This window comes from Escherichia sp. 20412-1 (genome assembly GCF_003027595.1).
GTDB classification, from domain to species: Bacteria; Pseudomonadota; Gammaproteobacteria; order Enterobacterales; family Enterobacteriaceae; genus Escherichia; species Escherichia marmotae.
This window is the reverse complement of the sequence record NZ_PYQM01000065.1, coordinates 1-12,896: the sequence shown is the minus strand read 5'-3', so window position 1 is coordinate 12,896 and position 12,896 is coordinate 1. Positions and strand designations below refer to the sequence as shown.

The following is a 12,896-nucleotide window of genomic DNA, read 5'->3' as shown; positions in this document are numbered from 1 at the left end:
CACCTCAACAGAGACCGTGGCCGGTGTGACGGTGATCCCCGTCACCGGCGTGATGGTTCCGCTGTCCTCCGCCAGCGACGGTCGACCAATATTGGTGACTTTTATCGTACGGGTGATCACTTCTTTTGCGGTGACGGCCTTGCCAATACTGCTCACCCAGCCACGGAACACATCGACCGTGCCATTGGGAAAACGGATTTTATAGGCACGGGTATCGCCCTCATCAAACCACTGCAACAGCGCCTGCTGGCCTGCCTCACCGGGCTTCCAGGCCAGGGTGAAACTGGTATCACCCGCCGATTTCTGTCCCTGCCCGGTGGAAGCCCAGTCAGCATCCTCATCGTCCAGGTAGTTATCGTCATAGGGTTCCGCCGTCATATCGCCCGGCGTCAGTTCCTTGATTTTTGCCAGTCGCGTCCAGTCATCATCAGACAGTGGATTTGCATAAGCATCACCATTTCCGGAATAAAGCCAGAGCGTGGTGCCGGAGCCTTTTACCGGCTCAAGAGGATTAGGTGTTGACATATCGTCCTCACATTTCGTAGGTAATGTTCCACCGGAGATCTGCCGATCCCCACATCATGAATTCATCATCACGGCTGTAGTCGTACCCCTGAAGATTCATTTTCAGCAGCAGTGCACTGAGACCGGGAACGCCTTCCAGCGCCGGAAAAATTTTTTCTTCCATCCATGTATCCAGTGCGGAGTCCGTCTCTTTTGCCCTGAGAAACAGTTCGACATGCAGAACTGCCTCCCAGGTTCCCTCATCAACGAACTCGTCTGCTGCCGACGCATCAGTCAGGTAGACCGCCACTGCGGGCAGTTCCTGCTCGTCAATAAAAACAGGCCGCCCGTCAAACCAGGTCACCCGCTCAGCAACATTTGCCTTCAGGGAAGACAGTATTGCCGCCCGTATCTCCCGGTGTTTCATTCCACCCCCTGTCATTTTCGTTTCATGACCAGACGCAACTGCTGCGTCATGGCTTTCATCATCTGTTCCGGTAATTTCTCCCGGTACATTCGCTCACGTTCACGCTCAAAGGTTTCCGCCAGCGGTCTGGCCGTCGGGATTTTCACCACATCAATCGGCAGACGATAACGCGCAGGCCTGCCCTTACGGTCAACACCGGTTGACGACGACGCCCACGGCATACGCTGCATCACATGCCACCGGCCATTTTCCAGCCGGGTAATAAAGGCATTCGGGATCCGCCGTTTCCCGACAATCAGCACGCTGCCACCGCCTTTCGTGACCGATCGCTCGCCTTTCTTTCGCCGCTTTCTGCGGGAAAGCCGCACGCTGGCCGTCCCCAGTTTTATGGCGGGCAGATTACCGGTGTTGATGATGACCTTCGCATAAACCCTGTCTGCGCTGGCCTGTTGCAGGCGGACACGCTCACGGATGAGACGTCGTGGGACCGCCAGCTCCCGGGCAACCGAAGAGGCTGTTTTCGCAATAACGGACGCCGCCACACGGTTAAGCGTCGTGGCAGCAGCACGGGGAACGGCAAGGCGATCAATGGCATCCAGATTTTTCATGGCCTGCGCCAGACCTTTTATCGCCATACTTACTCCTGTTCGACAAAAATCCGGGGTTTACCGTTGTACGTGTCATAACGGGTCACCACCAGTGAGCGACCGTCAAACACAACCACATCATCGCGGGCAGGCCGGTACTGCGCTGAAAACACCACCAGTGACAACTGACTGCCGGAAAGCGCCCCCATATCAGCGGACTCATACTCCGGTATCACGTCATAACTGACGCCGTTAATCTCCGCCGTTTTTCCCATCATTCGCACCGTCGCCAGATCCATATGACGGCACATCCGTGCAAGCAAATCAGGCATTGATTCTGACCGCCACTGTGTCGCTGCCTGCCGTCGCATGTTCCCATGCCACCCCTGCCGCCACTGCACCATCTGCAGCAGGCTGCACAAGGCCATCCTTCAGATAAACCACCGTCCCCTGCGGAATATCATCAACTGACTGTTTTGGCAGCAGGAACACGCCTTCTGCGAACCCGTCACCGGTTTCCCCGGCAGGAATATCGGTAATGGCCACCGCCACCATGCTGCCGACCACCACAGCGGCACCGCTCAGAATGGTCTGATCCCCGGCATTCACCAGTTCAATGGTGGTGCCGTCCTGTACAAAATTTTTCGCCATAATGCTGTATCTCCGGACAGCCCCCGGCGGGGCTGTTTTCAGGCATAAAAAAAGCCCTTACGGGCAGTGATTGTGTCGGGCCGGTTATCAGGCAGCAGATGATCGTACCAGTCCGCGCCAGTCAAGCGGTGCCACACCGGCATCAATACGGATTTTTGTGGCGATACCGTCAGTGGTGAAGCCTTCCTGCTGATCAATATACGGCGTGTCCACACCATCCAGCCAGGCCACTTCTATCGTATCGGTCCCCTGTGCCGCCGCCAGATACCAGGTTTTCGGATCTGCCGCATCAAGACGCGCTTCCGCAATCACTTCGGCAAAGTTCTGAATCGGGTTAATGACACCGGCATTCGCATCCGCCCCTTTCACACTGGCCGATTTGATGGTCTGGTTTGCCACCGTCTCCAGCGCCACCGGTACCAGCATGAAGGCCGGACGGATATTCAGTACACGATTCCCCTCCTTCTGCAGACGCATCATCTGACGTGCCGCATCCAGACCGGAAACGGAGATCCCGCCGGTGGCAATATTCTGGTGATCGGCATGGAACAGCGCCTTGCCGTCTGACAGTTTCGGATTTTTTGTCAGTACGTCATACACCAGGTCACCAATCGTTGCCTTCGCGGCACGCCCCATCTTCATCGGGACATCCACCAGCATATTCAGGTCATCATTGATAATGGCCTGACGGGTGATGGAGAAAATTTCCCCGTAGGTCGCCAGCGCGATGGTTTCCCTGCGGTCTGAGGTGGTGATGTACTTGTACTCTGCCCCTTCGCGCACCTGACGCAGTGAACCAAAGCCCCCCATCCCCACACGGTATGCCGTTTTGAAGTCAGACAGGCGACCTTTGCGGGTCCATTTCTGGAAGGTTTCTTCTGATTCCTCCCAGCCCTGGATCAACCCCTTGTTCGACACATCCAGCAGGATATTGCCAAAATCCGAGGTGCTGTGGGTCAGTGCCAGCCCCACCATCTGCATGGGGTTATAGCTCGCCACCCCAATCCCCCGCTCCGTCAGTGACATGCGCGCCCATTCACGCAGGGTCATCCCGTTATAAACATTATCCTTCTCGATGTTTTCAAATCCGGCACGGGCCAGCATTGCCTGGCGGATCCCGTCCCCCACAAAATTACCGTTTCCGGCATAAATATGTGCCGGTGTGGTTTTGTTGGTCGGCGAGGACTCCTTACCCATTTCATTCAGCAGACGCTCGCGGGCCACCTCCAGCGAGCAGCCAGGATCGGCCACACACTGCGCCTGAAGTGCCTGATAACGACCACCAAACATGGCAAACAGATCGTTAATGCCTGACATACGGGCCTTCTGCTCCGCCAGTACACTGGCCCGGATGGTCTCCTCATCTGGCGCTGCCGGTGCCGGGGCGGGTTCTGTGACTGCCTGTGTGGTGGTCGCCTCACACGGGGCACGGTCAGACGGTTGTGTGATCATATTTCGGATGGATTCCGGCATCTTTTTAAATTCCTCTGTACGTTTTGACTGAATACATGCCATTGCCCTGACGGCAGGGGTCACCTGGTCAGCAAATCCGTGTGCCAGACATTCAGCACCGGACATCCAGGTCTCATCCGCCAGCATGACAGCAATTTCATCGGTGGTTTTCCCGGTTTTCTGCGCATATACCGGCACCATAACCGACTCAAGTTTGTCGAGGCGATCGGCATAAGTGCGCATTTTCTCCGCGTCACCACCGCTGATCCCCCAGGGCTTATGGATCATCATGAAGGCATTTTCCGGCATAATGACCGTGTCACCGGCCATCGCAATCAGGGATGCCATCGACGCGGCAACCCCGTCCACATACACGGTAATGCCTGCACCGTGATTTCTGAGGGCATTAAAAATGGCGATGCCTTCAAAGACCTCGCCACCCGGTGAATTGATATGGAGATTAATGTGGGTGATGTCGCCAAGCGCATTCAGATCACTGATAAACTGCTTCGCCGTAACCCCCCAGAAACCAATCTCGTCATAAATATAAATATCCGCCTCACCCTGACCACCCGCCTGCATCCTGAACCAGGATTTATTCTTCATGCTGGCTGTCGGTGGCCTGCTGACGCTGTTGTTCAGTTCCGGCACTGTTGCCTCCTTTGTCGTTGGTGGGGTCAGTATCAAAGACCAGCCCCAGCCTGCGGTTTTCATCAGTTTCAGCCTTACGGCGACGTTTGACCTCATCCGGGTTGCGCCCGCCTGCGCGGATCCAGTCGGATTCCGTCGCGGCACCACCCCTGATCTGTATCCGCCAGGCTTCAGCTTCCTTAACCGGGTCAATCCACGGCATCACCGGACCGGAATACGTCGCGTTATATAACGTCTTCATATCCAGGCCAGACGGGATTTTCAGCAGACCTGCCGCAACCGCCATATTCAGCCATGCCCGGTATACCGGACGGGTTACCGCGCCAATAAAGCAGTCCTGAAGGATAAAATAACCATCGGTGGACTCGACCAGTTCCTGCCGCTGGGCACTGTAGGTCCCGTTGTAGTTGCGCGCCGCACTGGAAAAGCTCAGACGACTGCCTGCCGCCACCGCACGCAGCTGGCCGTTACGAAAGGTTTCAAGGTTGGGGTTAGGACGATCAGATTTGACCATCCCGATATCCTCACCCTTGCGCAAATCGTCATAGATAATGCCGGGGGTGATATGCACTTCACGTTCGCTGTCTTTCCCCCCCGGATCTTCATAGTCCTGTCCGTCCCCTTTACGGATATACAGCCCCAGCGCCGCCGCAATACGTGCCGCAGTCAGCTCGGCGTCTTCATATTCCTTAAGCGCACTGATCCGCATCAGCACCCCTGACAGCATGGATGTGCCACGCGTCTGGTGCAGGCGACGGGTGAACTTCAGGTGCACCATATTGCCTGCGGCGATCTCTTTGGTATCACTCTGAATCCCGGAGACCGGATAATTTTTGTAAACCAGATATTTTTTCGGCCTGCCCCACTCATCCAGAAAAACGCCCTGATTCAGTCCGGCAGACTCATCACTGCGCATGGGCACAAAATCCGGCTCCATCGCCTCAAGCCAGAAAGGCACACCGGCAGACCGCTTAAGACCGCCTGCCGCACCACTGACCATCTGCGCAAACACTTCCCCGTCCCGCAGCCAGGTGCGCAGCAGCAGACGTTCAAGCATGGGACGGGTGTACTGTCCGGTCACATCCGGACTGACAGACCATTCCGCCCACAGCCGCCGGATATCCGCTGCCAGCTCCGCCGCAATCTTCCCGTTTTTCAGCACCGGATGAGGTTCAACGGTGATCCCCCTGGCGCCAATCACCCGCTCCTCCAGCTTGTCAAACACGCCTATCACCAGGTCATGATTGATATCCAGAAAGCGGGCCTGCTCGCGCAGGGAAACCGCACCGTATTTACTGAGCTGATCGGCAGAACGGTTTTCCCGCCTGGCTTTGTGCGTGCGGGTGGGTTTCACGGCCTCATAGGCCATAATTAACGCCCTTGAGCGTAATCGCGCCGCTTTCCATCCGGGCGAGAAAAAACCAATCACATCATCACTAATCGCCATCAGAACCTCACCAGTTTAAACCCCGGACTCCCCCGTCTGCGGTTCTCCATCGCCGTAAGTCTTCGCTCCCACTCCTGCCGACCGGCGCGGATCTGGGACAGACTTTCCAGCGTCAGCTGCTGCCCGTTAAACGTGACGGATTTTCCTTCCAGTACCGCCATTTCCGCATCGCGGTACCGCTGTATCATGTTCCTGACATCATCAATACTCACAACCAGCCTCCTGATGTTATCCACGGATTATCCTCTGCCCGCTCTGCGCGCAGTTTTTCCTGCCTGCGACGGCGTTTTTCTTTCCTTTCCGGCAGCGCCCGTGTGTTGTCAGCCCTGAACGCTCCTCCGGACCGACAAGCCATGTTTCCCGCTGCGCCCAGTCCGGTGCAGACGGCCAGCGTATCTTCTCGTAGCCATGCAGAACGGCAAGCGCATCCGCATAGACCAGCAGGTCAAACGCTTCGTTAGCGCCTCTGCCCGGTTTTCGCCATTTTCCGTCACTGCCGCGCTCCTCATAGGTCAGCTCATCGAAAAACCACCGTCCCAGCCAGTCAGGAAAGTGGATATAGTTCGGCCCCGGTGTGTCACGCCACAGCGCATTATTCACCCGGTCCTTAAACGCATCGGTCTGTACCAGCCACAGGGCAACGTCACCGCTCGCCCTGGCCCGGCGGGCGCTTCTGCCGGTGTTATCCGGGAATGTCCGGTTAATCAGTCTGTCGCGACGAAGACCATCCCCCTTGAACAGAAACACCCGGTTACCCAGCCCTTCCCGGCGGCACTGCCGCCAGAAACGATAGGCGTTATCCGTCACCCCGGCTTCACCGCCCGTATCCACGGCCATCGCCATGAGCCGCATATGCACATCCGGATCAGACGCCAGCGGCCAGGTTTTGTGAAACACATCTGTCAGCAACAGTTCCCAGTCTTCCGGATAGGCCGCCGGATCAACCGGCAGGCTCTCACCACCGGGACTGCATCGCAGTGATTGCCGGATGTTGTAGCGATCAACAATCCAGCGTTCCCCCTGCTCTCCGTATCCGGTGATCTGCACCACAAACCGGCGGTTTTTACCGCCCTGTACGTCAACCGTTGCCTCAATGAAGCGCACACCATCCGGCACACACCGCCGGGGAACAGGCTCAGCACGCTGTTCAAGCAGTTCACTTTTGCGCTGTTCCGTGGCTGAACGGGGCAGATAAGGCCGTCCGATATCAGTATTCACCACCGCTTTCAGGGTCTCTTCACTGCCGGTTCGCTCATACTCTTCTTCTGCCGCCAGCAGCTTAAAAATCAGTTGTTCCCAGGTCTGAAAGGCCGCAGCCGGACCCTCCATCCAGAAACTCGCTATCCTGGAGTTTCGTGGCGTTCCGGTGATGCTTCCGTCCGCCGCCACCCGTTCCCCTTCACGAAGCCAGAGCCCCTGGTTGTTCAGTTCGCGTTTCTGCTCAGGGGCAATCAGCCCGCGACAGTGCGGACACATCAGACGGGCAGCCTGACCCGCAGCCACAAAATCGGGGTTATTCCGGTAACCGGTCATGTTATCCATCACCGGCTGAAAATATTCCCCGCAGTGCGGACACGGCCAGTACCAGCGACGGCGATCCCCCCGGTTATACAGCGACAGGATCCCCGTTGTTGGCGGTGCCTCATGGGCACCACCACAGCGCCATTTGGTATCGGTGATATCCCGCCCGGGCGAACTCTCCACCAGCGTCATTCCGGAGGACATAAAGGTGGTGGTACGCTTCGATGCCAGCGTGAAGGCATCCCCTTCACCGTCGACGTTCTCAGGAAAACGGTCATAGTCCGTCAGCGCCACCCGGCGGTAATCTGAGGAGGAAAATACGGTGATCGACGGCCAGCCAATTTTCAGAAAGGAGCCGTCAAGAAACATTTTATCGTGGACGTTGTTGTCATTACGGGAAGGGCTGAGGCGTTTACTGACCTCCGGACTGTGACGAAATGTCCTGGAAAGACGTGTTCTGGAATGCTCCCGCGCTTTCGTCTCAGTCATCTGTACCACCAGCATATCCGCCGGATCACAGATAATGCCATACACAATCCAGCCGTCGATCAACCCCTCGGTTTTCCCGGTTCGCGCAGGTCCAACAAAAACCACCGCGTCATATTCCCGGGCTGACAATGTATTTATGGGGTCAATCATGTAGGGCGTCAGCGATGATTCCCACGGACCGGAAGTATTGGCTCCCCGTGGTACCCGCATATAACGCCTGATAGCTTCTGCCACAGGTAACCGGCCAGGTGGGCGAAACAGCGAGGCCACTTCGCGCCAGATATCTGATGCGCGGCTGTGGCTCTCGTTCACCTGATTCACATATCGGCCTCATCGCAACAGTCAATGACTGCCTTTTCCAGTGTGTCGCGGATCTCATCAACCACAATCTGTACTTCATTCAGTTGTGATGCAGTCCACCCCCTGTCCCTCTCCAGTCTGTCAGGCCAGGTTTCCAGCACCTGAACTATCGCTTTCACCACGACGGAAAACGACCGCCTGACATCACTGACAGGCACAAGCTGAACAGTTTCATGCTGAAATTTAAGACGCTCGCGCTCTGACTGATACCATGCCTTGCGATCGTGTGGATCCATCTCCTCATCTTCGGAAGAGGGTGGTTTTTCCAGTAACGAACTAATCAAATCCGTCAGGAGATAAAGTTTTTTCTTTTCATTACTGCCTGGCGCAAGAGGAACATCCGCCATTCTGGCGGCAACAGTCTGCCGGTGCAGGCCTGAAAGGAATGCCAGTTGATTAATATTGAACTTCATATTTTTCAGCTCGCCGTCCATTTATTCCTCCTCCACAAATACCGCAAAACAGAAGTGACTCTGTTTTTTTTGTAAAGAAACAGCGCCACACAAAGATGTCGAACAAAAATTAACCACAACCATCATCTTTTCAGGATGAATTCACTTAAAATCAATACGTTACACACATGATGATGATGACGATAAAATCACAAAAATGCGCCTTTTTCCGCGCCGACCCGCCCCGTGGACAGGCCACCCCCACCAGGAGGACCCACAAAATGATAATAATTATCAATTACGTTTGTATCAGGACTCTTCCGACAAAAAAGGTCGAAAATACACGCTCTGTTCTCACGTATTTTTCGAATTGATTACCCCCCTGTAAATCAGATAAAAATACAAACGAGAAAAGAAACATCCACTAATTCGTGCCATTTTCCGCCGCATACCACCATGCGGCATTTTTTTATCATCCTGCCAGTATCTGAATACCTGTTTTTTATTTCCATCATCGCCATACCGGCATGTGTATGCCCCGCTGTTGACGATGTCAGTTATGAAACCTGTTTACAACCAATCAAAAATACAGATAACATATATTACAAAAATAAATTAGCAGGAAAATAATCACACTGTCTGACTATGCGGAAATAACAAATAGACATTCCCTTTTCAGTTCATTATTTTCTCGCCGCTCCATAATCTTCAGTCAGACATCGTCTTTTTTATATGCTTAATCTTTACATCACTCACTCTGATTTATCGCCACCCGATTGTGTCTCCACAGAGAACAACCGGCTTACTTCTGTTATATCCGTACTTGTTTCATTACAGGATAACAATATTATTTCCGTTACCGACTATCTAAAAAAACATGGCATCTCGCATTGTTTTTACTTCCTGTCCACAGGGAATATACGGTTTACAACGCATAACCGGAGTATGATAACAGTGCAGACAAAAAAAAGGCCTGTTTATATAAACTACAGAGCAAACAATATCTGGACAAAACTGGTTATTAAAAAACATTTATCCGGAAATATTCCATTTTTCCGGAGTCAATTTACTCTTTCCCGGGCTGGCATATTTAAATATGTTCTGGATGTAAATATGAAGCAATGCCAGTATTATTCAGTGCAGAACAATATTCTGCATTCGCAATTCATCATTCCGGTTTCTTCCACCATCGCACCGGACAGGCGACCATGTGGGTGCAGTCCGCGTCCTGTTTACGCGGCAAAACCCGGTGTGCATCGTTTCTGATTATTCCCGCACACTCGCGCAGAGGAGTTTCCCCGTCGGGCTGCGGTCTCTGTTAATGCGGGAATACGGCGACAATACAACGCACTGAGAAAACCTATTTCACGCACTGAGTACTGATATATTCCTGTGCCCCTTCCAGCTGCTTCTGCATCGTTATCAGCCGTTCTCTGAGGGTGAAATAATGCCGTTGAGCGGCGTCTGCCAGTCGGGGGCGGGCTGCATTACCCACGCGGGCGGTGCCGGTGGTTTTGTCTGTGGCGGACACACAGGTGGCGTTGACCCGCAGGCTGCGGCGACCAGCGGCAACATCAGCGCGCAGAGTTTCATTTTCAGCTCTCGCATCGGCTAACTCCTTTGTGTATTTTGCATCAAGTGCAGCAACATCACGCTGGCGCTGCTGCATGTCAGTAATGGTGGCGTCAGCCAGCTTCAGTTCTCTGACTTTTTTATCGCGCTGCGCTTTGTAAGTGATGGCATTATCGCGGTAATGGCCTGTTGCCAGCCACAGCGCACCGCAGGCCACCAGCAGGACAATAATCAACACATACAGAACACGGTTCATATCACCACCAGCGGATTGCCCAGACCAGTATGGCAATTGCCACAATACGAATGGCAAAGGCTGCTGCTCTTGTTAAATCCAGACTGGCTGGCGTCTCCACTTCAATGCCTTTCATAATGGACAACCTCAGAAAGAATCTTTTATACTTCCTCACAGGGAAAGCACCTCCCTACCTGATAATATCTCCCTTGTATTACTCAGGGTCAGAAACACAAAACCCCGTTTGCGCGAACAATCGGGGTTTTTACTTTTATTCACTTACGTTTTGCCAGTTCGCAGGATTTCGTGTTATCCACTCACGTTGGCCAACGTCATTTTTCAGCAAAATATTCTGCTTATCTGTCGATACCCCAGCACGCCAGCGCACTCTCCTGGTCACGCCTGGATACCTGACCGTAGCAGTTATTTGAGCGGATACGGCAGTCTCTGCCACCGTCCTTTATCCACCAGCGAATCGCCTCGCAGGCTCCCTTGCGATCACCGGCATTAATCCGTCTGTAAAACGTCGACGGAAAACACTTAGCGGGACCAATGTTGTACGGGCAGAATGACGCAATGCCCGCCTTCTGCGGTTCGGTCAGTGGCACTTTGATGTTTTTCTCCACCCATGCCAGCGCCTTATCACGCTCAATAGCGTTAACCTGGTCGCATTTTTCCTTCGACAACTTCATGCCGGGGAAGACAGGTTTACCATCCACCATGATGGCACCGCGACAGATAGTCCAGATACCAGCACCATCACGGTATGCCGTGGTGTGATTACCTTCTTTTTCATCCAGAAACTGGTCAAGGATTTCAGGCGCAGAAGCACCTGCGGCAATCAGCGCCAGAACGGCAGCCGACAGGCCGTATCTGATTTTTGCGTTCATGGATATTTATCAGGATTTATCGGTTCCGAATCCCTGGATATGTTAAGTCTTCAGCCTGCCAGTGGTGGGCACTGGCAGGGTATGTCAATCTGATAAACACAGAGGTGACTATGGATTATTCAAATCTACCAAAACAAACTTTTGCTGATTTAATCGCACTCAGGCAAGCTGTCGTGGCTCTAATCAACTTGTTGCCGGATAATGAAAAGGAGTTCGTTAAAACAATTCTTAACAGAACTGCCGCCGATTTTTCATCATTCCCACTGACAGATGACCTTTCGAACCTTCCAGAATTAATTGCAGAGTCCGCCAATAAGCTCACTGAAGAAATTTACTCTCCTCAAAAATCTTAACAAAATTCCTGCGAGTAACTTCAATACAATAATCGTAAAACGCCGCGAACTGCTCATCGCGGCGTTTTTTTTCATCTTCAGAAGGCATCAGCGCCGACAGTTTTTTATTCAGTTCAGCAATTTCATTTTCCAGGCGACTGAAGCGCTGATTCATTTTTTCATGGTTCATTATTTATTCTCCCCGCGCCGCCCTGCGCCGGTCCTCTCTGATTTTAAAATACAGGTTCGTCAGGTACGTCAGCAGACCAAACAGCAGACTCCCCAGCACGCCTATCGCCGCCCACTGTGACGGGGAGACCCTGTCCAGCAACTGCAGTAACCAGTACCCCGTTCCCGCCGCTGACGTGGTGTATGACACCCCTGTTGTGATTTTTTCCATCTGGTACATATCCCCGTCTCCCGTTCTCCGGAAGCGCACGATAACAAAAGGCCACCGCTGTATGCTGGTGGCCTGAGTATGAGGTGTTACAGCAACGTCGCCGGTTCCGGCTCCGGGGTACCCTCCGGTTGTGTTTCTGCTCCGGAAGCAGGTTCCGGTTGTGCTTCGGCTCCTGAGGCAGGCTCCGGTTGTGCCGCACCGTTTTCCGCTGACGGGGCATCCGCCTGCGCATCCTCTCCGGTCGGCTCTCCCGGCTGCACTTCCGCAGGCCCGATAAGCTCATCCAGTATCGCTTCCACATCCGCATCAATCTGTGCCTCAAACGTTTTACGGATGGTTTCCTTCAGTTTGCCCCGCACTTCTTCAGAGCGCAGTGCGGCCTTCACTGCATCTGCAGTGACCAGTTTGTTCAGTTCTGTCATGGGATTTTCTCGCTGAGAGGTGTTGTAAAGAAGGCGGTTACGAAATGAGCGGACCTTCCGGCTTTGTTCCGCCAGCCTGACCGGTACTGATTTTTTCTGCTGCTGCGGCATCAATCTTTTTACGTATATAGTTACGGATTATCTTATACCCGCCACTCACCAGATATAATGCGCAGACCACCGTGCAGAAATACAATAAAATCAGCTGTAAAAATGTCATTATCTCACTCCATTATTGACATGATTAATACCTGTTTATTAAAAATCATCCTGCATTTTTTGCTTTGGATGTATCGACCTCTGCCGCCGGTTTTTTGCTCCTTGTTTTCCCTTGCCCGGCGGCATTTTTTTATCCTGCTTACGCGTTATTCACTTCCACCACAATGCTGTCAATCAGCACCGGATACGTCGCACCGCTGGTGATATCAGTCACCCGTAACTTGTCTGCTGTCAGTGTCCCTACTGTGGACTGCGACAGCATAAACGGCGTTCCGTCCTGACCATCAATGACCGGCGTCACCTGAATGCTGTTATTACCGGCAAAACGGAAGCCCAGCGTATGCC

The 12,896-nt window shown here is 53.4% G+C and carries 18 protein-coding genes and 2 pseudogenes; 2 read left to right on the top strand and 18 right to left on the bottom strand.

Annotated features, from left to right (window positions below):
- The 10 genes and pseudogenes from C7B16_RS22875 to C7B16_RS22830 form a co-directional block, all read right to left on the bottom strand.
- On the bottom strand, nucleotides 1-525 hold a 525-nt coding region (locus C7B16_RS22875; RefSeq protein ID WP_107180201.1), incomplete at its 3' end, for a phage tail tube protein.
- Nucleotides 526-532: 7 nt separating this feature from the next.
- Complete coding sequence (gene gpU, locus C7B16_RS22870; protein ID WP_107180200.1) at nucleotides 533-931, bottom strand: phage tail terminator protein; 399 nt, start codon at nucleotides 929-931, stop codon at nucleotides 533-535.
- A gap of 11 nt (nucleotides 932-942) precedes the next feature.
- Nucleotides 943-1,566: a phage tail protein gene (locus tag C7B16_RS22865; RefSeq protein ID WP_107180199.1), complete on the bottom strand. Its 624-nt coding sequence runs from the start codon at nucleotides 1,564-1,566 to the stop codon at nucleotides 943-945.
- Between the two features lie 2 nt (nucleotides 1,567-1,568).
- Nucleotides 1,569-1,850 (bottom strand): DNA breaking-rejoining protein, encoded by a 282-nt coding sequence (locus tag C7B16_RS22860; RefSeq protein WP_096932777.1) that lies wholly within the window; start codon nucleotides 1,848-1,850, stop codon nucleotides 1,569-1,571.
- The gene (locus tag C7B16_RS22855) at nucleotides 1,843-2,169 is read right to left on the bottom strand and encodes a DUF2190 family protein (RefSeq protein ID WP_106906715.1); all 327 of its coding nucleotides are present in this window, start codon (nucleotides 2,167-2,169) and stop codon (nucleotides 1,843-1,845) included. The genes C7B16_RS22860 and C7B16_RS22855 overlap by 8 nt, the downstream gene beginning before the upstream one ends.
- A gap of 87 nt (nucleotides 2,170-2,256) precedes the next feature.
- The gene (locus C7B16_RS22850) at nucleotides 2,257-4,227 is read right to left on the bottom strand and encodes a ClpP-like prohead protease/major capsid protein fusion protein (RefSeq protein WP_143192627.1); all 1,971 of its coding nucleotides are present in this window, start codon (nucleotides 4,225-4,227) and stop codon (nucleotides 2,257-2,259) included.
- Nucleotides 4,217-5,719 (bottom strand): phage portal protein, encoded by a 1,503-nt coding sequence (locus tag C7B16_RS22845; RefSeq protein ID WP_107180198.1) that lies wholly within the window; start codon nucleotides 5,717-5,719, stop codon nucleotides 4,217-4,219. The genes C7B16_RS22850 and C7B16_RS22845 overlap by 11 nt, the downstream gene beginning before the upstream one ends.
- Nucleotides 5,719-5,907, bottom strand: a complete 189-nt coding sequence (locus tag C7B16_RS22840) for a hypothetical protein (protein WP_276535270.1) — start codon at nucleotides 5,905-5,907, stop codon at nucleotides 5,719-5,721. The genes C7B16_RS22845 and C7B16_RS22840 overlap by 1 nt, the downstream gene beginning before the upstream one ends.
- Nucleotides 5,908-5,927: 20 nt before the next feature.
- Nucleotides 5,928-8,050 (bottom strand): annotated as a pseudogene (locus C7B16_RS22835) (phage terminase large subunit family protein).
- Complete coding sequence (locus tag C7B16_RS22830) at nucleotides 8,047-8,523, bottom strand: DUF1441 family protein (protein WP_096932773.1); 477 nt, start codon at nucleotides 8,521-8,523, stop codon at nucleotides 8,047-8,049. Before C7B16_RS22830 ends, C7B16_RS22835 begins: the two are co-directional and overlap by 4 nt.
- 690 nt (nucleotides 8,524-9,213) lie before the next feature.
- On the opposite strand from C7B16_RS22830, the gene C7B16_RS25880 reads away from it, so the two are divergent.
- Nucleotides 9,214-9,747 (top strand): DUF1398 family protein, encoded by a 534-nt coding sequence (locus tag C7B16_RS25880; RefSeq protein ID WP_107180197.1) that lies wholly within the window; start codon nucleotides 9,214-9,216, stop codon nucleotides 9,745-9,747.
- A 156-nt stretch (nucleotides 9,748-9,903) separates the two neighbouring features.
- Here C7B16_RS25880 and C7B16_RS24695 read toward each other — a convergent pair whose 3' ends face one another.
- The 3 genes from C7B16_RS24695 to C7B16_RS22810 form a co-directional block, all read right to left on the bottom strand.
- A complete protein-coding gene (locus C7B16_RS24695; protein WP_143192626.1) occupies nucleotides 9,904-10,089 on the bottom strand; it encodes an Rz1 family lipoprotein in 186 nt (61 codons plus the stop codon).
- Nucleotides 10,090-10,310: 221 nt separating this feature from the next.
- Entirely contained in the window at nucleotides 10,311-10,424 is a 114-nt protein-coding gene (locus C7B16_RS22815; RefSeq protein ID WP_033553196.1) for a hypothetical protein, read from the bottom strand.
- A 220-nt stretch (nucleotides 10,425-10,644) separates the two neighbouring features.
- Nucleotides 10,645-11,178, bottom strand: a complete 534-nt coding sequence (locus tag C7B16_RS22810) for a lysozyme (protein WP_107180195.1) — start codon at nucleotides 11,176-11,178, stop codon at nucleotides 10,645-10,647.
- Between the two features lie 110 nt (nucleotides 11,179-11,288).
- On the opposite strand from C7B16_RS22810, the gene C7B16_RS22805 reads away from it, so the two are divergent.
- A complete protein-coding gene (locus C7B16_RS22805) occupies nucleotides 11,289-11,531 on the top strand; it encodes a hypothetical protein (protein WP_107180194.1) in 243 nt (80 codons plus the stop codon).
- Here C7B16_RS22805 and C7B16_RS22800 read toward each other — a convergent pair.
- The 5 genes and pseudogenes from C7B16_RS22800 to C7B16_RS22780 all read right to left on the bottom strand — a co-directional run.
- Nucleotides 11,521-11,700, bottom strand: a pseudogene (locus C7B16_RS22800) (hypothetical protein); the annotation flags it as partial. The gene C7B16_RS22805 and the pseudogene C7B16_RS22800 overlap by 11 nt on opposite strands.
- A 3-nt stretch (nucleotides 11,701-11,703) precedes the next feature.
- On the bottom strand, nucleotides 11,704-11,919 hold the full coding sequence (locus C7B16_RS22795) for a class II holin family protein (protein ID WP_059321428.1): 216 nt from the start codon (nucleotides 11,917-11,919) through the stop codon (nucleotides 11,704-11,706).
- A 77-nt stretch (nucleotides 11,920-11,996) separates the two neighbouring features.
- Nucleotides 11,997-12,332 carry a DUF826 domain-containing protein gene (locus tag C7B16_RS22790; RefSeq protein ID WP_107180192.1) on the bottom strand — a complete coding sequence of 112 codons (336 nt, stop codon included), beginning with the start codon at nucleotides 12,330-12,332 and terminating at the stop codon, nucleotides 11,997-11,999.
- A gap of 37 nt (nucleotides 12,333-12,369) precedes the next feature.
- Entirely contained in the window at nucleotides 12,370-12,552 is a 183-nt protein-coding gene (locus tag C7B16_RS22785; protein WP_107180191.1) for a DUF1378 family protein, read from the bottom strand.
- A 138-nt stretch (nucleotides 12,553-12,690) separates the two neighbouring features.
- Nucleotides 12,691-12,896: DUF6645 domain-containing protein (locus C7B16_RS22780; protein WP_107180190.1), on the bottom strand; the 206-nt coding region annotated here is incomplete at its 5' end.